This is a genomic window from Streptomyces sp. NPDC048514 (assembly GCF_043199955.1).
Taxonomy (GTDB): domain Bacteria; phylum Actinomycetota; class Actinomycetes; order Streptomycetales; family Streptomycetaceae; genus Streptomyces.
This window is the reverse complement of the sequence record NZ_JBICWT010000011.1, coordinates 270,858-291,897: the sequence shown is the minus strand read 5'-3', so window position 1 is coordinate 291,897 and position 21,040 is coordinate 270,858. Positions and strand designations below refer to the sequence as shown.

The window sequence follows — 21,040 nt, the reverse complement described above, 5'->3', positions numbered from 1 at the left end:
ACTCTCGTCAGGCGCCCTGTCCCGGCCGTGTGGTGGCCCTGTGCTGTGCCTGTGAGTGCGGTCCCGGTCCCGGTCCGGTCCCGGAGGCGGACGGCGCGGCGCCCGGGACGAGCGCGGGCAGGTGCGTGGCGGACACCCCGGGCAGGTGCGTGGTGGACACCCCGGGCAGGTGCACGGTGGACGTCCCGGGCAGGTGCGTGGCGGAGACCCCGGGCAGGTGCGTGGTGGACAACGTGGGCAGGTGCACTGTGAACACGGTCCGCCCCGGCACGCTGTCCACGGTCACGGCACCGCCGTGCGCGGTCACGACGGCCTGCACGATGGCGAGCCCGAGGCCGGTGGACCCGGTGGCCCGGGAACGCGCCAAATCGCCCCGCGCGAACCGTTCGAAGACGCACGGCAGCAGCTCCGGCGGAACGCCCGGCCCGTTGTCCTCGACGTCGACGCACGTCCACGGCCCGCGCCGGTGCACGCGCGCGGTGACGGTCGTACCGGGTGGCGTGTGGTTGCGGGCGTTGCCCAGCAGGTTGACCAGCACCTGCTGCAACCGGGTGGCGTCCGCGGAGACGAGCGCGGGCTCGTCGGGCAGGTGCAGCCGCCAGTTGTGGTCCAGGCCGGCCGCGCGGGCGTCGCTGACCGTGTCCACGACGAGCGGGAGAAGATCGGTCTGCTCGAACTGCAGGGGCCGTCCGGCGTCGAGCCGGGCGAGCAGCAACAGGTCCTCGACCAGCAGGGACATCCGGCCGGCCTCGGACTCGATGCGCCCGAGGGCGTGCCGGGTGTCGGGGCCGACCTGCTCCCGGCCACGCCTGGTCAGCTCGGCGTACCCGCGGATGGAGGCGAGGGGCGTACGCAGCTCGTGGCTGGCGTCGGCCACGAACCGGCGCACCCGCGTCTCGCTCTGCTGACGGGCGTGCAGGGCGCCGTGGACGTGGTCGAGCATGCGGTTGAGCGCGGCGCCGACCTGGCCGACCTCGGTGTGCGGGTCGCACTCGGACTCCGGGACCCGCTCGCTCAGCTCGACCTCGCCCGTGTGCAGCGGGAGTTCGGAGACCCGGGTGGCGGTGTGGGCGACCTTGCGGAGCGGGCGGGTGGCGATGCCGACGATGACGGTACCGGCGAGGCCGGCCGCGATCAGGCCGGCGGCGGTGACACAGATCTCGACGAGGATCAGGGTGTCGATGTTGTCGTCGACGTCCTTGGTGGGCAGGGCGACGTAGTAGGCGCCGTCGGGGCCCGCCCGGTACTTGGCGAGGTAGCTGCCGAGACCGGGCAGCCGCACCGTGTGCGCGGCACCGTCCTTGGGAACCGTGGCGAGCGCCCTTCGCTGCGCGGCGTCGAGGCCGGCGGTGGCCATCGTGCGGAAGCCGCCGTAACTGTTCCTCAGCTGAACGGCCTTGGCGGCCGCCGTGACCGAGCCCTGCTCCAGGTACGCCGCGACGGTGTCGGCCTGTGTCGGGCCGGTGGTGAGGAGTCGCCCGACCTTCTCGGCGGCCGTGCCACTGCTACGTGCGCGCCCCTGCCCCTGTCCCTCTGACGGTGACGGCGAGGCGGGTTCGGCGGGGGTGTCGGGTGATCTGCCGCCCGGGTTCGGCAGGCGGCCGCCCGTCGCCCGCATGGCGATGTCGGTCACCTTGTCGTCCAGCTGGTCGTACAGATGGGTGCGCAGCGCGAGCGTGGTCACGGTGCCGATCACCGCGCAGACCACGGCGATCAGCGCCACCGAGGCGACGACGAGCCGGGTTCGCAGGGTGCGCGGCTGTCCCGCCCGCCGCCTCCTGGGCCACGGACCCGGCTCCCCCGCCCGCCGCCTCCATGGCCACGGACCCGGCTCCCCCGGCCGCCGCCTCCTTGGCCACGGCCGGCGTCGCCCGGTCATGACACGGCAGGCTTGATCAGATAACCGGCCCCGCGCCGGGTGTGGATCATCGGCTCCCGGCCCGCGTCGATCTTCCGCCGCAGGTAGGAGATGTACAGCTCGACGACGTTGGCCTGTCCGCCGAAGTCGTACGACCAGACGCGGTCCAGGATCTGCGCCTTGCTGAGCACGCGGCGCGGGTTGCGCATCAGAAAGCGCAGCAGTTCGAACTCGGTGGCGGTGAGGTGGATCGAGTCCCCGGCCCGCCAGACCTCGTGGCTGTCCTCGTCGAGCGTCAGATCACCCACGACGAGCACGGACTCCGACCGCCGGTCGGCGGCGCCGGAGCGGCGGATGAGCCCCCGCAGCCGCGCCACGACCTCCTCCAGGCTGAACGGCTTGGTGACGTAGTCGTCGCCGCCGGCGGTGAGCCCGGCGATCCGGTCCTCCACCGCGTCCTTGGCGGTCAGGAACAGCACCGGCACGTCCGGCAGTTCGCGGCGCAGCCGGCCGAGGACGGAGAGCCCGTCCATGTCGGGCAGCATCATGTCGAGCACGACGGCGTCCGGCCGGAACTCACGGGCCGTCCGGATCGCCCCCTGCCCGTCACCCGCACTGCGGATCTGCCAGCCCTCGTACCGCAGGGCCATGCTGAGCAGTTCGGTGATCGACAACTCGTCGTCCACCACAAGCACCCGGACGGGGCTCCCGTCCGGCCTCAGCAGTTCGGTACGCCCCTGGGGCGAGGTCGTGGTCATACCGGACACCCTTTCGGGGCCCTCTGAGAAGACACTTGCCGAACTCTGTGATTTCCCTGAGAAAGGCACAGGCGCCTCTCAGGGAGGGCCTGGGCATCGCGCCGGGGGGCCGCCGGCACCATCCGCGAAGGTGAACTCGACGATGCGGTGGGCGCGTTCGGCGAAGGCGGCGGCGCGGCTCACGTCACGCGGGTGAACACGAGAACGCGCGGAGCGTTCGACGGGGGCGGCGGCGCGGCCCCGGCTCGGCGGAACACGCCCGGTCTCTCGACGGCCCCTCAGAAGAGGCCCTCCTGCTCCCTCTCCCCCTCTCGCCTGAACGTTCGCACCGGCACGGTGAACCCGTCGTCGTCCGGTGCCGCGGGCAACAGCTCCCAGCCGGTCATCAGCCGCGTGTCGAGGACGACCACCCCGCCTGCGCCGCCGTCCCCGCCTACGCCGGCCGACAGATGCAGGTCGGGTCCGGCCGCCGCGACCAGCTCGCCGCTCACGGTGCCGCCCGGCACGAGTTCCACGACGTAACCGAGCGCCGCCGGGCTCCCCGTGAGCCCGAACGCCGCCACATGGTCGGTCACCCGGCACGGCTCCGGCCGCAGGGACTCCGGCCAGCCGGTGAGCGCCGCGGCCCGCGCGTGCAGCTCGCGCACCTCGGCGGCGCGCTCCGCCTCGGTGCCCGACAGCAGCGACCGCACCGCCCGCTTCTCGGCATACGGAATCCGGTCGGGCACCCGCAGCGCGGCCCGCAGCAGTTCCTCGGTGCGCCGCGCGGCCATCAGCGGACCGCTGCCGAGCCAGCTGAAACAGACGGCGCCCTGCTCGAGCAGCCGGGCCGAGCCCCGCTCGACGGCGGTGATGCCGACCTTGACCATGCCGGGCCCGAACCAGGCCACGTACACGTGGTAGGGCCGGGGGTCGTCGGCGATCGTGTCGGCGGCCACGGAATGCGCCCGGTCCAGCCGCGCGCACTCCTCGCACCGGGCGCCCGTACCGCGTCCCGGCACAGGGGCCCGCACCGGGCAGGGATTCCCTCGCGCCCCCACGCAGGTCCGCGCACCCCCGTCCGGCACCGCGAAGGCGATCCGCTTCCCCCGGGACAGCTCGCTGCGCCGCCCGCCGTCCCACACCAGCACGGGACCGTCCGACGACCACCGCAGCCCCGAGCACTTCCATGTCCGTGCCATCACCGCCGAGGGTACGACCCGGGTCCGACAACGCCGGTCGGTGAGGTCACGCACGGGACGTCACGCACCACACTCACGCACCAGACTCACGCACAGGGGGTCACGCACAGGGCTCACGCACAGGGCGTCACTCGCCGCCATCACCCGCGGCGTCACCCGCAGGCATCACTCATGGCGTCACCCGCAGGCATCACTTGACCGGCGACAGCAGCCGGGATTCGGCATCCGCGTCACCGGCCGGCGAGGACGCCTCCGGGACGGTGGACACGCGCCGGCCGCGCCCCGCGAGCCGGCAACCCACACACCCCGGATGCCCCTCCCGGGCCCACGTGTCCCGGACCCGCATCCCCCACTCCTCCCGGGGCCGCACTCCCGGCGGCTTGCCCCAGCCGGTCAGATGCAGCACCCACGTCACTAGGGCGCTCATGGCCACGACCGCCAGACCCGTCGCGATCAGGGATGGCGAGGACACGCACACCCCCCATCCCGCCACGCTGCCCCCGACGGCCGTGATACCGACTCCGGTCCAGCCGGCGATCGTGTGACCCTCGTCGTACAGACTCATGGAAGCGCCTCCTGGGACAGATTCCCTCACGAGCTAAGAAGTTTGCAAGCCGAATATCTCACAAGCTAAGGGATTCCGAAAGATGCACGGCACGCCGCGACCGCCCGCCACGCCGGCTCAGGCGCTGACGGCGATGGACCACCTCATCGCCGCCCATCTGATCGGCCAGCAGGAGCTGGCCCGGCGGTTGGGCCTGAACGTCACCGACCTCACGTGTTTCGCCTTCGTCCTGGAGGCGGGGGACGATCTGCTCACGGCCGGCGACCTCGCGGCCCGCGCCCACGTCACGACGGGCGCGGTGACCGGCATCCTCAACCGCCTGGAGCGCGCCGGATACGTCACCCGCCGCCCCGATCCCCGCGATCGCCGCCGTGTGCGGGTGGCCGCCGTACCCGACGCCGTCACGCGCGTCGAGGCGGTCTACTCCGGCCACTACGCACGCCTGACGGCCCTGTTCGCCGACTACTCCGCGCCGGAGCTGGCGATCATCACGGACTGGTTCACCCGGGCCACGTCCCTGGCCCACGAGTATCTGGAGAAACTGAACCGGAACGACCCGCAAGAGGACTGCTGAGCCGTCGACCTCACCCCACAACCCCCCGAGCTGGGAACCGTCTTGCCCCCGCAACCCGGAACCCGATCACCCCTCCGCATACCGGGGCCCCGGATCTCTCCGGGCCATTCGATCGATACGCACTCGGCAGAGCCCGAACCGGCAACCCGCCGACCCATGGGCCGGGCGAACCGCCCGAACATCTCCGCCGACGCGATCAACTCCCAGCGCCGCATTCCAGAACGATTCCCCAGACCCTGATCTGCCCTACTCGCTGACCGCGACAACCGATCCGGCGACCGCACTGGACCAGTTCCCCCAACTCAAGGAGTTCCGGCCAAAGCGCGCAGCCATAGGCGGCACCATAAAGGTCTCCGTCACCAAGGGCGGGACCATCTCGCTTGAGGTTGCGGGAAGTGGAGAGTGGTCAACGGGTGCAATCCCGGCAAAGGCCAAGACCACTATCAGGGTCAAGGCGGAAGGCAGTGTGACCGTCACAACCGGACACGAATACAGTCACAACATTTCCCGGAACAAGTACGGCCACCTGCAGTACGGTTCATGGGGTTACAAGACAACCTGAAAGAAGTACCGGTCTGGCGGCAGGAGTTGCGGCACCCGCGTCGAACTCGCTCATGGAAACGCCACGCTTCCCACGACCGAGACCGGCTGGAAGTACTGGGAGACCTCGTCATGACGCGCGCGACCGCACGGCGATGGATCGCTGGATGCACCGTGACCGCATCGGTGTTCCTCCTCGCTTCGTGCACGTCCGACGCCGGTGACGGAAAGACGGCCAGGACATCCTCGAGGCCCTCTCCGAGTTCGGCCCGGACGGCAGGCGAGTCATCGGAGAAGCGCCTGACCGAGCAGGCCCAGACTGCCCTCGCCGCCGCTCGATCCGGGAGATCGGTCGAGTCCGGCGCGGAACGGCTGACGGACGGCATCCACACCGAACCCAGCCTGCACGCGGGCAAGACCTACGAGCTCAGACTGGTCTGCGTCGGCCACGGTGCAGCGCAGCTGAGGTTCAAGCCGACGGGTAACGGCACACCGGCCAAGGTGCCTTGTGATCAGTCGGTGGTCCGGCAGCGGATCTCCGCAGGCGAGCAGATCCACATCGACGTCGACGCCACTCATGGATCGAACGGCGTGGTCGCCTGGGAGATCGCCTCCATCTGACCTCCAGACCGACCGTCGCTCGATTTCAATCTCGCTCCCACTGGGTCTCCCAGCAGGGTGTTGGTGTCCGGACTTCGACCGGGACTGCGGACGCCGCGAAGGTGACCCACAGCTGCGCTTCAATGACGAGGACGCCTTCCGTGACGTCGAGATCATCACGGAGCCTGACGGGGTGAGCTGCTGGGGCTGCGCTGGTCGGATGTGGATCTCCACGAGGGGGTCCTCACCGTCCGGCAGGCTCTTCAGCGCGTGGATGGCGAGCTACTGATCGTCGCACCGAAAGCACAGCGCTCGGCCCGCCGCATCGCCCTGCCGCGTGAGTGCGTGACCGCATCGCGTGCTCAGCATGCCCAGCAGATCGCCGACCGGAAGGCCGCCGGCGCGAACTGGAAGGGGACGGGGCAGGGCCTCGTCTTCACCACGAAGAACGGGACCCCCACTGAGCCGCGCAACCTGAACCGGTCTTTCGAGGCGCTGTACGCCCGCACGGGCGTCCGTAAGGTCCGCGTCCATGACCCGCGCCACACGTGCGCGTCTCTGCTCCACGAGCAGGGCCCCGACGCTCGAATGATCATGGAAGTCCTGGGCCACAACTCCATCCGCGTGACCATGGTCATCTACGCCTTCGTACGGTTCGACACCCAGCGCTCCGCCTTCGACCGCGTCGGCGATGCGCTGAAGGGTGACGGCAACGGGCCGGACGATGACAGCGGCATGACCGATGTCCTCGCGGCCCTCTAGTTGTCGCCCTTGCAGCCGGTCGCTGACGGTATGTCACGGCATAGACGATCCTGATGGGCCTGCGCCGCAGCCCCGCCGAAGACGAGGACGCAGATCAGGACAGCCATGATGGCCTGGCCTACAACCGTCACGACGGCCCCGGCCCGCGCGGCGATCGTGGCCGCCGCGATGGCGAGGAGTCCCACTCCGCCAGCGGCGGTCAGGTACTTCCACAACGAGTCGGTCGTGACGGTCTTGGCCGGATCCAGGTTGAACCCGGACAGGAACCAGAGTCCAAAGATCACTGCCAAGGCGATCAGCTCCAGGAACACCAGACCGCACCCGGCTCCGATGTCGGCGCCTCGGTCGGCACGGTGGCGCTGTCCCGGGCCAGTGGTCGCATCGAAGGCCGGTGGGGCAACGGGTAAGTTCATACCCGCAACCTTGCTCGTGCGGGCGTGGCGGCCGCATGAGCACGAGTACTCAGCCCCGCTCAGGTCGATCCCATGATCCACCTGACAACCCTGATCGGCCCAGCGCCCGCCCTCCGAGGCGGTTGCCGTCAAACACTGCCGTCAACGCAAAAGCCAGAGGCCCTGTGGATCACTCCACAGGGCCTCTGAACTGTTGTGCACTCGGCAGGATTCGAACCTGCAACCTTCTGATCCGTAGCTCTAGAGAGATCGGTCAGAGACGGTCATACAGGTTGCTTGGCGGCCCATGACGGCCGGTGCGGGGTGCTGCCGGTTGCTTGGGTTGCTGTACCTGGCTGCTGTACCGCAACTCCCCGCAGTCATCCCGTTGCCTGTCCCCTCTGTTAGCTTGCCTGGCGGGATGAGACCGGTCAGAGAACCTTCGAGGTCCGCGGTCGAGGCGGGTGGGCACGGTGCTCGGGCTGGTCTGAGGCCAGCACCTCTGAAACCCGAGTTCCTCGTACATGCGGACGTGCAGTGAGTCACACTTGTGCCTCTGTGAGCGTGAGGGGGACCGTGGGTAATCCGCATCTCAACGCACCGATCCGGGCGCGCATGTACTCATCCACCGTGCACAAGGTGGTCTGGATCGTGGTCGTCGTGGCGTCCGCTGGACTGCTGGCGCCGCCGCTGTTCTTTATTGCGGCGAAGAAGCGGGTCGTCGCCATGTACGTGCCCGCTCTGTACGCCGTCTTCGCCTGGGGCACGCCGATCGCCGCGTCCCTGGTCGGCAACGCGAAGAACTGGTCGGGCGGCGTATTGGTCTTTACGTTGATCGTCGCGGCCGTCCACGCTGCGATCCTGGACACCGATTGGAAGGCCGGCCGCTAGGACGGGAAGGAGGCTACCGTGATTGGGCTCGCGATCTCGCTGATGCGGCTGATGTTGCGCCTGACCTTCGGGATGATCGACATGATGTTCTGGATGTGCACCCTTGGGAAGGTGGACCCGAGGACTCGCAGGTTTGTTTAGAGCCTGTCCTCTGTACGCCTACCTCGATCCGAACTGCGGGCGGGGAGGTCGCTGAGGTCTCCCGACCCGATCGCAGGGGTGGCAACGGTTCGCCATAGTGGCTCAACTCACCTCTGTGAGCACGGCGTTCATCTCTTGCCGTCTGCTACATTCGAAGCATCAGGTGTCCTACGACGTACGGGATGCCGCCTCGTGAGAAACGCGGGACGTAACACTGAGTCAGCGCCCCTCCGAGGAGCTCCACCACTGCTTTGAGAGCTGAACGTCGGCAGATCTCAGGCCAACACCCAAATTCGGGTGGTTGGGCTGAGGTCTGCTTTTTTCGGTCCAACCACCTTCCCTGCAGGAAGGAAACGGATCGTTGAGCACCCAGTCGGCACCCCCGACGATCGGCATGAGGGTCCTGTACATCACGATTGCAGCGCTGCTGTCCGCGGTCGTGGCCCTCATCGCGGGGATCCTCATCAGGACCACCGGGGTCTCTCTGGCGCAGGCCGTTCTATACGGAGGTGGGGCCTTCATCGCCGTCATGACGCTGTCCCTTGCGGTGCTCACGGTTTTGGGACTCCCGTGAGCACCGAACGGATCCCGCACTGACGTCGGGCACGAGGCGCCGATAGCATCAGCCGGTGATCAACATGCAGGTACGCGGCGATCTGGGGGACATCGTGACCCGCGCTGAGGCCGGGGTGGAATGGACGGACGCTTTCGCCGGCCTCGACGCGGCCGCCTTCCCGATGCTCTCGGCCTTGACCCCTTACGGTGACGTGATGTTCAACCATCGACAGGTGCCGTCACTGCTCGCTGAACTCGACCGACTTCCGGACGCCTGTGGTGGGGCCTGGGTCGTGCAGGCCCGCGAGATGTGTCACGTCGTCTTGAACGGATCGCACCGCTACCTCTGGTTCCTCGGCGACTGAGCAACCTTGAGAACCGTCGTGGCAGTGATGTCACCGTGGGTTCAAATCCCACCGCCTCCGCAGCTGAACGGCCCCTGACCAGGTAAATCGGTCAGGGGCCGTTCTCATGCAGACTGTCCGCTACTCACCGCGGCTCCCCGTCAGTGCCCGGGCGATCGGGCACGGCAGGGGCACGGTCAGAGGTTGTCCTTGAGCCACTTACTGCCCCGGTCGTTGAATCCGGTCCAGGCGCCCTCACCGGTCAGCGCGACGACGAGGAGCTCGTCGTTGGAGTCGATGTGACCCTTCAGGGTGTCACGCACCTCCGCCGTGGTTTTCGTCGTCTTGACTATCCAGGTGGAGTCGAGGTGGTGCCACCACGCGCCCAGTGCTTTGATCGCCTCGAAGAGCGAGTCGTAGTCCTGGCCGGGGCTGTTCAGGTCGTAGCCGATGAGCACAGATTTCGCGGGCATGAATACCTCGTTTCCGAGGTCGAATCATCTGCCGCGAAGACTTGGACAACCATGTCAGTCGTTGTAAGGTCCCAAGGCGCGCCAACGCAAAAGGCCCCATGCCGATGACTCGACCTCAAGTCGAGCCCCGGGTGGGGCCTGCTTGTTTTCGGTCAGGACAAGTACAGCACCTCTGACGCCCCGACAGCAAGCATTACCCCCACAAGTTGTGCTACCGGCGAGTATCGACCACTACATCTAGTGCTTGGCGTTGACGGGCCATCAAACTTCGAACCCTAGTGGATGGCACTGACAAGGTCGGCGGAGTCTTAATGGCCGATGTAGGCCGGCGGGGCACCATCAATCGGTTGAGGATGGTGCCCCGCGCTGGGCTAGGGCTTTGGGGACTGGCCGCATCCTTATCAGGTCAATCACGCCGGATGTGCGTGCTGGATCAATCGACCTTCGGCCTGGATCGCTGGTCCGCTCAGGTTCAGCGTCGACCGCCGCTGTTCGCCCCTGTTGGCGTCAGCCACTGGTGTCAGACATCAGCGGCGTACTTGACGACTCTCCTCTACAGCAGTGGAGGGGTGACTCCGCAGGTGTGCGCGGACAAGCAACAGCACGATGATCACGGTGACCAGCTGTGTCGCCGAATCGAGGGCTGCGGCAAGGGGCTGGGCTCCAATCACGCAGCTAGCCACTGCTCCGAGACATACCCATTGGGCGTTGTCAGTGGCTCGTGGAACAGTGGTACTAGCGCCACAGCTTCCATGCTGAAGCTGGGCGTTGTGGGTCGGACGGGGCGTGTACATGTTCCTCCTGGCTCTCTCGGGGCGCACCTGCCTCTCGCCAAAGTGCTCGGGTGCGCCCCGCGTCTCGTCTGGGCCTGACCTTTCTACGGCACGCCACTGACAAATGAGAGGCCCAATTCCGCTTACGGACACGGGCGTTACTCCTGTGCGTCGTTTCACGTGGAACCTGATCAACGTCAACTGCGCCGCCTAGCAGGTCAGTTCTGCCGCTTGGCTTGCTGATAGTGGCACGCCCGTTGTCACCAGCCAATCTGGTTATCCACAGGCCCTGGGTACAACCTCGGCATCTCTGTGGAGACTTGACCAAGAGCTGTGTGGGACCTGCGGGACAGGCCTGTGGGTAACCGGCCGCACCACACGAGAAAGGCCCATTGACCAGCAGGTTTCCTCGTCCCCAGCTGTGTAGAAGAAAAACTTCCCCAGTCGGACCAAGATCGCTTCTAACAGTGCACAAGAGCACACGTCGCGAGCCCCAGAGTAAGTGGCACCATACGTTTGCATCTCTTACATCTAGATGGCTGCTTCGCCTTCACCACCCAAGCCACCACCCACCCCAGCTCCCATCCCGTCCGCCGTCGACCCACACTCCGTGGAGCGGGCGTGGTTCATGGCGTCCAGGTGGAGCGCGCCACTGTACGAACGACCTGGACGCCATGGGCCGCGTCTGCTCGGCTCTGCCTGGGTCGACGGTGGACGGGATGGGAGCACCCCGCGCACCCCCTACGGACCCGCAGTCGGGAACGGCGCCCCCTCCATCCCGGTGCCGGCCGATCCCCCGCCGGAGGCATCGTCTTGACCGCAGGCCGCGATCTGCGGTGATCGACTCATGGCCATCGACCCTATCCACCAGTGGGCGCGCGTCGGCGCAGCGCGGGCGGAGCGGGCCGGAGGCAGGAGCGGCGCCCGCGGCGGAGCCGGGAAGCGCGCCCGGCGGAGCGGAGCGCAGCCGGGGCTTGAACCAGTAGAGAAAGTTGTAACTCAGTAGGTCCCGTGGGGCTTGAAGACGTACGCACACTTCGGGAGTACGACGCCCTGACGGTGAGCCAGCGGTAGGAAGAGCACCGGTCGGATCGTCCACGTGATCCGGGTCCTGGCGTGGGTGACTGACACCGTGCACGGCTCCGTCCGCAACAGAGCTCGACGCGTTTCGATGCGGCCCTCGTACAGCCACTCCCACGCCGCGTCCGATGCGTCGGCGTCCAGTGCCGGTGAGATCGTGCGGAGTACGACCGCTACCCAACGGTCCGCCTGCGGCGCGGAGTAGGCGTCGAAAGATGCCAGCCGTGCCGGCGGCCACTTCTCGGTGAGGTCCTCGGTCCAGCACTCGCACCAGTAGCCCCGCTGCGGTGGCTTCATCGACACAGCCCGCCTCCCCGCCGGGCGTCCGCATACAGCTCCGCGGTGACCGTGTGGCCCTGGTCGCTGTCGTGGACGACGACCCGGTGAGCGATGACGCTGACCATGCCCAGGCCCCGGCCGTGCTCGGCGTCCTGGTCCTGGTGCTCGACCTTCGGGGCCGTCCCCGTACCGCCGTCGTCCGTGACCGAGACCGCCACCACCTGAGCGGAGACCGCAACGGCCAGGTGAAAGCTGCCGTGCTCCAAGCCACTCGCGGTGTGAAGGATCGCGTTCGCACTCAGCTCGCTCACGATCAGTTCGGCGTCGTCGGCTAAAGGGGAGCCACGCAGGATGTCACGGGTCCATCGGCGGGCCCGGCTCACCTCTTCCGGGAATCCTGGGCAACTCAGCCCCCAGACCCGAGCCTTACTCGTATACTCGTGCATACAAGTTCCTTTACGCTGGTAGGCCGCCATGTGCAGCGGGTTCGGGCTAGACGAGTTTCACGCCGTCGTGGGCGCGGATGGCTGGCGGGGTCGTCGTGTCGAGTGCGTCCAGGACGCGGATCGAGTACGCCTCGTCGGCAAGCTCGGTGACCTCTTCGCGGGTGGCCCAGCGCAGCGCGCGGGTCTCGTCACCGGTGGTGGGCACGCCGTCGGCGGCTTCACAGCGGAAGACCAGCGAGACGATCAGGCCCGTCATGTTCTTGTAGACGCCGGTCAGAGTCGCGGGAAGCGCGATCTTGATGCCGGTCTCTTCGAGGACTTCGCGCTGAAGGGCTTCCGGGATGGTCTCCTCGCGTTCGAGGATGCCGCCCGGCGGCTCCCAGTGGCCGTTGTCCCGGCGCTGGATCAGGAGGGCCCGGCCCTGGTCGTCCACGACGACCCCGGCGACGCTCACGGAGTGCGGGCGTTCAGTGCTCACGTTCCTCGGCCCTCTCGGCTGGCTAGGCTCTCCACCGTAGCAACAGCACTCGCCCACTCGTCTAGATACCTAAAGGAGTACTCACGTGAGCCCTCTTCCTTCGGGCCTCCTCGGTGATCTCGACCCCACGAGCGATCGTGCGGTCTTCCGGCAGATCGCCGACCAGCTGCGCGAGGCCATCGACCGTGGGCGATTCCGTGAGGGCGAGAAGCTGCCCTCCGAAGCCGAGCTGGTCGAGCACTACGGCGTCTCCCGGATGACCGTCCGGAACTCCTTCTCCGTCCTCACGGGCGAGGGCCTGGTACACGCCGAGCACGGCAAGGGCGTCTTCGTCCGGCCGCGTCCCCCGGTGCGCCGGCTCGCCTCCGACCGGTTCGCCCGGCGCCACCGCGAGCAGGGCAAGTCCGCCTTCATCGTGGAGGCCGACGCCGCAGGCAGTCATCCCACGGTCGACAGCCTTGAGGTCAAGGAAGAGAAGGCCAGTCAGGACATCTCCACCCGGCTCGGGTCGGTGCGGCGAGTCCTCGCTCGTCGGCGCCGGTATCTCCTCGACGGGCGGCCGGTCGAGTTCGCGACCTCGTACCTCCCGCTCGACATCGCCCGCGGCACTCCTATCGCCGAGCCCAACCCGGGTCCCGGCGGTATCTACGCCCGCCTCGAAGAGCTGGGGCACCACCTCGACCACTTCGAGGAGGAGATCCGCGCCCGCATGCCCTCGCCCGCAGAGGTCAAGCTCCTGCACCTGGCGGCCGGCGTGCCTGTCATCCACCTGATCCGGACCGCGTTCGACACCGAGGGACGTGCCGTCGAGGTCTGCGACACGGTCATGGCGGCGGACGCGTACGTCCTGTCGTACCAGCTCCCGGCGACCTGATCCCGCGAGCGGCGGTAGTGCGCGGGGACGCTTCTCTGAACTCGTACACACCGACACGCTTACTCGTATAGACGAGTGGGCAAGTTGTGTGTCAAGGTGATCCACGTGACCCGGAGATCGGGCTCACAGATCGACTCTTGTATAGACGAGTAGACAGGAGCAGTACCTTGCGCACCATCCGCGTTGAGACCTCCGCCGCGACGATCCTCCTCACGGAGGCTCCGGAGCCGAAGGTCCGTGACCGGCAGACCGGCGAGATCGCCAAGGACGCGACCAGCGGCGAGGCGCTGATGACCATCGGGGTCGTCTACATCGAGGACGGTGAGTCCTCGCTCATCAAGGTCACTGTCCCCGAGGGCGGTGTCTCCGAGGGCCTGATCCTCGGCTCGCCGGTGTCGCTGCCCGGCCTCATCGCCCGGCCGTGGGAGTCCGTCTTCAACGGCCAGCAGCGCCACGGCATCGCCTACCGGGCCGCCGCCGTCACCCCGGCCGCCTTCCCGGCCGTCACCGGGGCTGCCGCCTGATGTCCGACCTGACCACACTTCTCGAAGTGGGTGGTCCTGTCGCCGCACTCGGCGGCGGGGCCGCCTACGCCCGGGCCAAGCACCCGGCGGCGTACTGGTCCACGGTCGGCCTCCCGGTGTCCACGGTCCGGCTGCTCAGCTCGTACGGCTCGGTCATGGAGGCATGCGGCCTGACCGTGGCCCCCTCCCGGCTGCGACTGCTCGCCGTCAAGGCCATGACTCAGCGCGAAGTGCGGCCCGTGCCGCCGCGCCGGGGCCTCATCCGACCCACCACGACCGGACTGCGGATCCGTCTTCGCCTGGCGCCGGGCCAGGAGCCCGCCGACTTCGCGGCCTCCGCCGAGCGACTGCGGCACGCCTGGGGTGTCCACGCCGTCTACGTCACCACCGTGAAGCCTGGGGTCGTCGACCTGCGGCTCGTCGGCTACGACGTCTTACGGCGGGTGCGCATGCCTCGCAAGGCCGCGCACGGCCCGCTCAAAGTGCCGGTCGCACTGCGGGAGGACGCCACCCCCTTCATCCGCGACTACCGCGCCATCCCCCATCAACTCACCCTCGGCGCCACCCTGTCCGGCAAGTCCATGTACATGCGGCACCTGGTCGCCGGACTCGCCCCTCAGCCCGTCGCCCTGGTCGGCATCGACTGCAAGCGGGGCGTCGAACTGGCCCCCTTCGCACCCCGGCTCTCCGCACTGGCTACCGACCCGGAGCAGGCGGCCGAGCTGCTGCCCGTGCTGGTCAACGAGATGGAGGACCGGTACGACCTGATCAAGGCCCGGCAGGGCATCGCCCCTGGTACTCCGGACGAGGAGATCACCTCCGACGTCTGGGGCCTGCCCGACCGCGAACGCCCTGTACCCATCGTCCTGTTCGTGGATGAGGTCGCTGAACTCTTCCTCGTCGCGACCAAGAAAGACGAGGAACGCCGCGACGAGATGGTCACCCAGCTCATCCGGCTCGCCCAGCTCGGCCGCGCCGCCGGCATCTACCTGGAGGTCTGCGGGCAACGCTTCGGCGCCGAACTCGGCAAGGGCGCCACCATGCTCCGCGCCCAGCTCACCGGCCGCGTCTGCCACCGCGTCAACGACGAGGCCTCCGCGAAGATGGCCCTCGGTGACATCGCTCCGGAGGCTGTCCAGGCAGCCTGTTCCATCGCTCCCGAACGGCCCGGTCTGGCCGTAGCGGGCGACACCTCCGGCGGCTGGTCTCGCATCCGCACGCCGTACCTCTCCCTCGGGGACGCTGCCGAGACCTGCCGCGAGTCGGCCCACCTGGTGCCCGACCTGCCCGCGCTGAAGCCGTTCCGGCCTGACGTACCCGTGCGCCCGGTCGAGACCGCGGCCCCGGTCTTCCTGCCCCGTCCGGTCACCGACTGATTCCCGCTGTTCGACTCCGGAAGGAGCCGCATCATGCGCGCCCGCTTGGCCCGCGTCGACGCGGTGCTCGTCCAGGCGCTCATCGCCGCCGCGCTGTCCTTCGCCCACCTGCACGACGTCGCCGTGGCGGCCGGACAGGACGGCTGGAAGGCCTGGGCCTACCCCGTCTCCGTCGACCTGCTGCTCGTCGCCGCCTGGCGTCGACTGCGCTCCGGTACAACCAAAACGGCGGCCTGGTGCTGGTTCGTCGTCGCACTCACCGCATCCCTCGGCGCCAACGTCGCCACCGCCGGCCTCCTCGACCTCGGCGACGTCCCGGCCTGGCTGCGCATCCTCGTCGCGGGCTGGCCCGCCGTCGCCTTCCTCGGCGGGACCCTCCTCGCGCACACCGCGCCGAAGACGGGCCCCGGTGCGGAGGTCATGGAGGACCAGGAGGACGAGCCCGAAACCGCGCCCGACCTGCCCGCCCAACCCGCCATCGAGGCACCGCCGCAACCCCCGCCCGTACCCGTGCCGTCCGCCCTGGTCGCCCACGCGCGCAAGGTCGCCGCCGAGCACCACGCCCGCACCGGCGCCCCGATCGACACCCCGACCCTGCGCGCCCGCCTCGGCGTCCCTGTGCCCATGGCCGAAGCCATCGCCGCCCACCTCTGAGAGGAGACCGAATGTCCGCCAACCGCAGCTTCCGCAACGTCACCCGCATCGGCCCCGTCCAGGTCGGCACCGCCTACGACAACCGAGGTCGCGAGAAGCACACCGCCGCCTGCACCGCCCCGCGTTGTGGCTTCTCCGCCGACTACGACAGCCGCGCCGCCGCCGAACTGGCCGCCCGCACCCATCGCTGCCCCGCCCGCTGAAAGGACCCGGACCACCGTGACCGTCAGCCTGCCGCTCGTCGTCGTTCTCGGCTTCTTCGCCTGGGGAGCGATCAAGTTCCTCGGCGTCCGCACCTGGATCGTCGTCCTCATCGCCCTGTTCGGCTTCTGGCTCTCGCACACCTTCCTCGCGCCCGCCATCGAGTCCGGCACGCGGTCCGGCGTGGGTGTCGTAAACGGCTCGCATAACTAGACGAGTAGGCAAGGAGAAGCCCGCCGTGTTCCTGCCCAAGTACCCGGACAACCCGACCCCGCCGCCGGTTCACACGCACGCCCCGACCGACCCGGCTCCCGCCCGACGCACCCTGCCGTCGATCCAGATCGATCAGAAGACGGTCGCGGCCGTGGTCGTCGCCGGCGTGGTCCTCACCGCGCTCCTGGCCGCCGTCGCCGTCACGGCCATCTCTGTAGCCATCGCCGCCGTGGTCCTGCGCTCGCTGCTCCACGAGCACAACCGGCGCTGAGACGCCTTTACCTCCGGGGCGGCGAGACACGACCAAGCATCCGCCGCCCCGGTGGCCCATCCCTCCCGACAGTGCCCGTCAGAAGGAGACCGCCATCTTCGCCCGCACCACCCCGCCACCACTCCCGGAACTCAGCAACCTAGCCGCCGACGGCACCCTGCCGGGTATCCTCCGTCAGCTCTCCGGGCTCGGCGGCTGCACACACCCCATCCGCCTCGACGGCCACCGCACCGAGTACGACGTCGACACCACGACCGGCGAGATCGGCCGCGTCCTCCAGCACCTCGACTCGACCGCCCTCCCGGCCGGCCAACTCCTCGTCCGCTGCAACAACCGCCGCACCACCCGCTGCCCGGCCTGCGCCGAGGTCTACCGTCGCGACACCTTCCACCTGATCACCGCCGGACTGCGCGGCGGCAAGGGCACCCCGGAACACGTCGCCGCTCACCCTCGCGTCTTCGCCACTTTCACCGCCCCCGGCTTCGGCCCGGTTCACAACCGCCGCACGGACGGCCGCCCCTGCCGCTGCGGCACCCACCACGACCAGGACGACGACGCCCTTGGCACACCGCTCGACCCGGGCACCTACGACTACGAAGCGGCCGTGCTCTGGAATGCGCACGCCGGACAGCTCTGGCGGCGCTTCTCCATCTACCTCCGCCGAGAGGCCGCCAAGCGCGCGGGCCTGTCACAGCGCCACTTCCGCCAGCACGCCCGCGTCTCGTTCGCCAAGGTCGCCGAGTACCAGAAGCGCGGAGCCGTCCACTTCCACGCCGTGATCCGCCTCGACGGCCCCGGCGGCGGCGACACTCCGCCCCCGGCCTGGGCGACCGCCGAACTGCTCACGGACGCCATCGAGGCCGCCGCCGCCAAGGTCCGCGTCGACGGCCCCGTCATCGACGGCCGTGCGCACACCTTCGCCTTCGGCCGACAGCTCGACGTCCGCACCATCCGCTCGGCCGACTTCGACGGCGGCCAGGAACTGACCGAGCGAGCCGTCGCGGCGTACATCGCCAAGTACGCCACCAAGGGAGCCGAGACCGCCACGGGAGCTCTCGACCGGCCGCTGAAGTTCGCCGCCGAACTCGCCCAGCTCGACATCAGCGAGCACGCCCGCCGCCTCATCCGAACGGCCTGGACCCTCGGCGCCCGCAAGGACCTCGAACACCTCCGCCTGCGCGCCTGGGCTCACATGCTCGGGTTCCGCGGCCACTTCTCCACCAAGTCCCGCCGCTACTCCACCACCCTCGGCGCCCTCCGCGACGCCCGCGCCGAATGGCGCCGAACCCAAGTGGCAACAGTCAACGGCCCGGAGACCGAGACGACGTACGTCCTCGCCCACTGGGTCTTCGCCGGAACCGGCCTGTCCGACGCCGAAGCCTGGCTGGCCGCATCTCTCGAACCCGCACCCGGAACCGAAGGGGAGCCCACCGCATGACCACGGTGACCATCACCCGCAAGTGGCACACCACGGCCGAAGTCGCCGAGATGCTCGGCTTCGGCCTCTCCAAGACCAAGGCGCTCGTCCTGAGCGGGGAGATCCGGTCCGTGAAGATCGGCCGTAACCGCCGCATCCTCCCGGCCTGGGTCGACGAGTACGTGAACCGCTGCGCCTCCGAGACCGTGGAGCGGGCGGCATGAGCGGAAAGAGGGCCAACGGCGAGGGCTCCATCTACCCGTACAAGAACGGCTTCGCGGCCTACGCCTGGGTGACTACCCCGGACGGCGACCGCAAGCGCAAGTACGTCTACGGCAAGACTCGCGAGGAGACCCACGAGAAGTGGATCAGGCTCCACAGTGACGCCAGCAAGGGCCCGGTGCAGACTCGGCACCGGACGGTTCAGGCGTTCCTGTCCTACTGGCTCGAGTCGATCGTGAAGCCCAACCTCGCTCCGCTGTCGTACGTGTCGTACGAGGGCTCGGTGCGGCTCTACATCAATCCGCACCTCGGCGGGAAGCGGCTCGACAAGCTGACCGTCCGGGACGTGCGGGAGTGGCTGACCAAGCTGGCCGGCATCTGCCAGTGCTGCGCCCAGGGCAAGGACGCCAAGCGGGTCGAGCCGCGTCAGCGGTGCTGTGCGGTCGGGGAGTGCTGTGAGGCCTATCCGTCCCGGCGCGTCGTCCAGGCCGCCCGCGACGCCCTGCGGGCCGCTCTCACGCACGCCGTGACCGAGGAGGAGATCAGCAAGAACGTGGCTTCCCTGGTGAAGGTGCCCAAGCCTCGGCGGCGCCGGATCAAGCCCTGGTCCGTGGTCGAAGCGGGGCGCTTCCTGGCCGATTCGGTCGCCCGGGAAGATCCGCTTTTCGCGGCCTGGGTCCTGGTCCTCTGCCTCGGCCTGCGGCGTGGTGAGGCGCTGGGCCTCACCTGGCAGTCGATCGACTTCGAGGCCGGTGAGCTGTACGTGGATCACCAGATCCAGCGCGCGGGCCGGCAGATCCTCCACCGGGAGACCAAGACGGAGGAGTCCGACGACTTCCTTCCGCTCCCCGAGTTCTGCCTCCGGGCGCTGCGGATGCGGCGTGCCCAGCAGACCGGGGACCGGAAGGCGGCCGGTGAGCTGTGGCAGGACAACCGCGGGCTGATCTTCACGACGAAGTACGGGACACCCATCGAGCCGGGGAACCTCACCCGCATGTTCGCCCTGCGAGCCCGGCGCGCCGGGCTCCGGGTAATCCCGCTCCGGAACACCCGGCACACCTGCAGCTCGCTCCTGGTCGCCCTGAAGGTGCACCCGAAGGTGGCCCAGCGGATCCTGCGGCACTCGCAGATCGCCATGACGATGGAGGTCTACGCCGAAGCCAGCGAGGAAGAGGTGCGGGCCGCGCTCGGCAAGCTCTCCGATGCCATGGGCGGTGCCGGCTGATGCCGTTGCTGTACTTCGCTGCTGTATGACCCTGAAACGCAGAAGGCCCCGGATCTCTCCGGGGCCTTCAACCTGTGTGCACTCGGCAGGATTCGAACCTGCAACCTTCTGATCCGTAGTCAGATGCTCTATCCGTTAAGCTACGAGTGCTTGTTTTTTGTTTTTCGTCTCCGGTCCCGGCCCTTCCGGCCCGCTCTCGGCGACAGGAAGAACATTACATGACTGCCGCCGCCATGTGAAATCCGATAGGCGCACCCCTTGTGACCTGCGGAAACGTCCAGAGTGGGAGCAGCGGGACGGTGCGGAGAGGTGCGCCGGGAAACGCCGAAGCCCCGGTCCTGGGGACCGGGGCTTCGGGATCGGTGCGGAGGCGGAGGGATTTGAACCCTCGATGGGCTGTAAGACCCAAACCGCATTAGCAGTGCGGCGCCATAGACCGGACTAGGCGACGCCTCCAGCACAACCGCTCACGCGAGCGCGCGAGTGGTGCGTGCAGATGATGACACAGTCGGGTGCGGTGTCACCAATCGCCCCCCACGGTACTAGGCAGTCGGGTCGCAGGGCAAAGGGCTTCCCCTGGCGGGGGCGTCGTGGCGGCGGGAGCCACGTGGCCGTCGGGACGGATGGGTCGGGCGGGGGAGGCGGAGGGAAGGGCGGGCGGCGGGAGGGGGGACAGGAGGGGGACGGGGCGGGCGGCGGTTAGGGGACAGGGAGGGGACGGGCCGGGGGGGCGGGGAGGGGCGCGGGTAAGGGGTGGGACGACGTGGGGGGTGGGAGGGGTGTGTGGCGCAACGTCCGGTGGCCGGAGGCGTTGGACAGGGCATGGATTCTCTTCTGCCGGCCGCCGGGCGACGCCTCCTCGTGTCGTCCCTCGCCACCGTCGCCTCCCTCGTCCCGCTCACCGCGGTGTCCGCCATGGCGGCCGGTGCCATGCCGCCGCCCGTCCGGCCCGAGGACCGGGCCCCGCAGCGGCACGCCGAGCCGCGCGGTGATCACCTCACCGTCGTCGTCCGGAACGCCGGGCCCGGCCGGGACGGGACGTACGACGTGGCATGTCATCCCGACGCGGGCCGTCACCCGGACGTGGCCGGGGCCTGCCGCACCCTCGACACGCACACCCGCTGGGGCCGGGACCCCTTCGCTCCGGTGCCCTCCGGCAGCAACTGCACCATGCTCTACGGCGGGCCGGCCACCGCCCACGTCACCGGTACGTGGGCCGGACGACCCGTCGACGCCACCTACAGCCGCGGCAACGGATGCGAGATCGGGCGGTGGGACCGAATGGTGCCCCTGCTGCCCACACCGGAGACGTCCGCGTAGGAGCCGCGGGGGCCGAGAAGCGGGAGACGGCCGGAAAGCGCGAGGCTCCGGAG

At 68.9% G+C, this 21,040-nt stretch carries 26 protein-coding genes and 2 tRNA genes; 17 read left to right on the top strand and 11 right to left on the bottom strand.

Going from position 1 to position 21,040, the window contains the following annotated elements:
- Nucleotides 1–7: 7 nt before the first annotated feature.
- The 4 genes from ACGFT2_RS25440 to ACGFT2_RS25425 all read right to left on the bottom strand — a co-directional run bounded on the left by ACGFT2_RS25440 (nt 8) and on the right by ACGFT2_RS25425 (nt 4,362).
- The gene (locus ACGFT2_RS25440) at nt 8–1,879 is read right to left on the bottom strand and encodes an ATP-binding protein (protein ID WP_393282056.1); all 1,872 of its coding nucleotides are present in this window, start codon (nt 1,877–1,879) and stop codon (nt 8–10) included.
- Nucleotides 1,876–2,616, bottom strand: a complete 741-nt coding sequence (locus tag ACGFT2_RS25435; protein WP_393282054.1) for a response regulator transcription factor — start codon at nt 2,614–2,616, stop codon at nt 1,876–1,878. The genes ACGFT2_RS25440 and ACGFT2_RS25435 overlap by 4 nt, the downstream gene beginning before the upstream one ends.
- 278 nt (nt 2,617–2,894) lie before the next feature.
- Nucleotides 2,895–3,797, bottom strand: a complete 903-nt coding sequence (locus ACGFT2_RS25430; protein ID WP_393282052.1) for a DUF2797 domain-containing protein — start codon at nt 3,795–3,797, stop codon at nt 2,895–2,897.
- A gap of 190 nt (nt 3,798–3,987) precedes the next feature.
- Entirely contained in the window at nt 3,988–4,362 is a 375-nt protein-coding gene (locus ACGFT2_RS25425) for an HGxxPAAW family protein (RefSeq protein WP_393282050.1), read from the bottom strand.
- Nucleotides 4,363–4,444: 82 nt separating this feature from the next.
- On the opposite strand from ACGFT2_RS25425, the gene ACGFT2_RS25420 reads away from it, so the two are divergent.
- The 3 genes from ACGFT2_RS25420 (at nt 4,445) to xerC (ACGFT2_RS25410) (ending at nt 6,838) form a co-directional block, all read left to right on the top strand.
- Complete coding sequence (locus tag ACGFT2_RS25420; protein ID WP_393282049.1) at nt 4,445–4,936, top strand: MarR family transcriptional regulator; 492 nt, start codon at nt 4,445–4,447, stop codon at nt 4,934–4,936.
- Between the two features lie 540 nt (nt 4,937–5,476).
- On the top strand, nt 5,477–6,097 hold the full coding sequence (locus ACGFT2_RS25415; protein WP_393282047.1) for a hypothetical protein: 621 nt from the start codon (nt 5,477–5,479) through the stop codon (nt 6,095–6,097).
- A 177-nt stretch (nt 6,098–6,274) separates the two neighbouring features.
- Nucleotides 6,275–6,838 carry a tyrosine recombinase XerC gene (gene xerC / locus ACGFT2_RS25410; RefSeq protein WP_393282218.1) on the top strand — a complete coding sequence of 188 codons (564 nt, stop codon included), beginning with the start codon at nt 6,275–6,277 and terminating at the stop codon, nt 6,836–6,838.
- On the opposite strand, the gene ACGFT2_RS25405 is transcribed toward xerC (ACGFT2_RS25410), so the two are convergent.
- The gene (locus ACGFT2_RS25405; RefSeq protein ID WP_393282046.1) at nt 6,835–7,251 is read right to left on the bottom strand and encodes a DUF6234 family protein; all 417 of its coding nucleotides are present in this window, start codon (nt 7,249–7,251) and stop codon (nt 6,835–6,837) included. The two genes, xerC (ACGFT2_RS25410) and ACGFT2_RS25405, sit on opposite strands and share 4 nt — an antisense overlap.
- Nucleotides 7,252–7,845: 594 nt before the next feature.
- On the opposite strand from ACGFT2_RS25405, the gene ACGFT2_RS25400 reads away from it, so the two are divergent.
- The 3 genes from ACGFT2_RS25400 (at nt 7,846) to ACGFT2_RS25390 (ending at nt 9,182) form a co-directional block, all read left to right on the top strand.
- Nucleotides 7,846–8,121 (top strand): hypothetical protein, encoded by a 276-nt coding sequence (locus tag ACGFT2_RS25400; RefSeq protein WP_393282044.1) that lies wholly within the window; start codon nt 7,846–7,848, stop codon nt 8,119–8,121.
- A gap of 502 nt (nt 8,122–8,623) precedes the next feature.
- Nucleotides 8,624–8,836 carry a hypothetical protein gene (locus tag ACGFT2_RS25395; RefSeq protein ID WP_389576480.1) on the top strand — a complete coding sequence of 71 codons (213 nt, stop codon included), beginning with the start codon at nt 8,624–8,626 and terminating at the stop codon, nt 8,834–8,836.
- Between the two features lie 64 nt (nt 8,837–8,900).
- Entirely contained in the window at nt 8,901–9,182 is a 282-nt protein-coding gene (locus ACGFT2_RS25390; protein WP_393282216.1) for a hypothetical protein, read from the top strand.
- 176 nt (nt 9,183–9,358) lie between these two features.
- On the opposite strand, the gene ACGFT2_RS25385 is transcribed toward ACGFT2_RS25390, so the two are convergent.
- From ACGFT2_RS25385 to ACGFT2_RS25370, 4 genes are all read right to left on the bottom strand, one after another.
- Nucleotides 9,359–9,634, bottom strand: a complete 276-nt coding sequence (locus ACGFT2_RS25385) for a CRISPR-associated protein Cas2 (protein WP_393282043.1) — start codon at nt 9,632–9,634, stop codon at nt 9,359–9,361.
- Nucleotides 9,635–11,406: 1,772 nt separating this feature from the next.
- The gene (locus ACGFT2_RS25380) at nt 11,407–11,784 is read right to left on the bottom strand and encodes a hypothetical protein (protein WP_393282215.1); all 378 of its coding nucleotides are present in this window, start codon (nt 11,782–11,784) and stop codon (nt 11,407–11,409) included.
- Nucleotides 11,781–12,212 carry an ATP-binding protein gene (locus tag ACGFT2_RS25375; protein WP_393282041.1) on the bottom strand — a complete coding sequence of 144 codons (432 nt, stop codon included), beginning with the start codon at nt 12,210–12,212 and terminating at the stop codon, nt 11,781–11,783. Before ACGFT2_RS25375 ends, ACGFT2_RS25380 begins: the two co-directional genes overlap by 4 nt.
- Before the next feature lie 46 nt (nt 12,213–12,258).
- Nucleotides 12,259–12,666: an NUDIX hydrolase gene (locus ACGFT2_RS25370; RefSeq protein WP_393282213.1), complete on the bottom strand. Its 408-nt coding sequence runs from the start codon at nt 12,664–12,666 to the stop codon at nt 12,259–12,261.
- 109 nt (nt 12,667–12,775) lie between these two features.
- Here ACGFT2_RS25370 and ACGFT2_RS25365 point away from each other — a divergent pair, with 109 nt between their 5' ends.
- From ACGFT2_RS25365 to xerC (ACGFT2_RS25320), 10 genes are all read left to right on the top strand, one after another.
- Nucleotides 12,776–13,564: a GntR family transcriptional regulator gene (locus ACGFT2_RS25365; protein ID WP_053710568.1), complete on the top strand. Its 789-nt coding sequence runs from the start codon at nt 12,776–12,778 to the stop codon at nt 13,562–13,564.
- A gap of 167 nt (nt 13,565–13,731) precedes the next feature.
- Nucleotides 13,732–14,088 (top strand): hypothetical protein, encoded by a 357-nt coding sequence (locus ACGFT2_RS25360; protein ID WP_101417896.1) that lies wholly within the window; start codon nt 13,732–13,734, stop codon nt 14,086–14,088.
- Entirely contained in the window at nt 14,088–15,464 is a 1,377-nt protein-coding gene (locus ACGFT2_RS25355) for an FtsK/SpoIIIE domain-containing protein (protein ID WP_393282039.1), read from the top strand. The genes ACGFT2_RS25360 and ACGFT2_RS25355 overlap by 1 nt, the downstream gene beginning before the upstream one ends.
- Nucleotides 15,465–15,497: 33 nt before the next feature.
- Nucleotides 15,498–16,118 (top strand): DUF2637 domain-containing protein, encoded by a 621-nt coding sequence (locus tag ACGFT2_RS25350; RefSeq protein ID WP_393282037.1) that lies wholly within the window; start codon nt 15,498–15,500, stop codon nt 16,116–16,118.
- Between the two features lie 11 nt (nt 16,119–16,129).
- Entirely contained in the window at nt 16,130–16,321 is a 192-nt protein-coding gene (locus tag ACGFT2_RS25345) for a mobile element transfer protein (protein WP_393282035.1), read from the top strand.
- Between the two features lie 16 nt (nt 16,322–16,337).
- Nucleotides 16,338–16,532, top strand: a complete 195-nt coding sequence (locus ACGFT2_RS25340) for a hypothetical protein (protein ID WP_362311772.1) — start codon at nt 16,338–16,340, stop codon at nt 16,530–16,532.
- Nucleotides 16,533–16,557: 25 nt separating this feature from the next.
- Complete coding sequence (locus tag ACGFT2_RS25335; protein WP_393282033.1) at nt 16,558–16,803, top strand: SpdD protein; 246 nt, start codon at nt 16,558–16,560, stop codon at nt 16,801–16,803.
- Nucleotides 16,804–16,960: 157 nt separating this feature from the next.
- A complete protein-coding gene (locus tag ACGFT2_RS25330; protein WP_393282211.1) occupies nt 16,961–18,241 on the top strand; it encodes a replication initiator in 1,281 nt (426 codons plus the stop codon).
- A complete protein-coding gene (locus ACGFT2_RS25325) occupies nt 18,238–18,444 on the top strand; it encodes a helix-turn-helix domain-containing protein (RefSeq protein WP_135791302.1) in 207 nt (68 codons plus the stop codon). Before ACGFT2_RS25330 ends, ACGFT2_RS25325 begins: the two co-directional genes overlap by 4 nt.
- On the top strand, nt 18,441–19,667 hold the full coding sequence (xerC, locus tag ACGFT2_RS25320; protein ID WP_393282031.1) for a tyrosine recombinase XerC: 1,227 nt from the start codon (nt 18,441–18,443) through the stop codon (nt 19,665–19,667). The genes ACGFT2_RS25325 and xerC (ACGFT2_RS25320) overlap by 4 nt, the downstream gene beginning before the upstream one ends.
- Before the next feature lie 77 nt (nt 19,668–19,744).
- On the opposite strand, the gene ACGFT2_RS25315 is transcribed toward xerC (ACGFT2_RS25320), so the two are convergent.
- Nucleotides 19,745–19,817 (bottom strand) — tRNA-Arg (locus tag ACGFT2_RS25315).
- 215 nt (nt 19,818–20,032) lie between these two features.
- Nucleotides 20,033–20,123 (bottom strand) — tRNA-Ser (locus ACGFT2_RS25310).
- A 366-nt stretch (nt 20,124–20,489) separates the two neighbouring features.
- Between ACGFT2_RS25310 and ACGFT2_RS25305 the strand changes: the two genes are divergently transcribed.
- Nucleotides 20,490–20,987 carry an SSI family serine proteinase inhibitor gene (locus ACGFT2_RS25305; protein ID WP_393282030.1) on the top strand — a complete coding sequence of 166 codons (498 nt, stop codon included), beginning with the start codon at nt 20,490–20,492 and terminating at the stop codon, nt 20,985–20,987.
- Nucleotides 20,988–21,040: the final 53 nt, after the last annotated feature.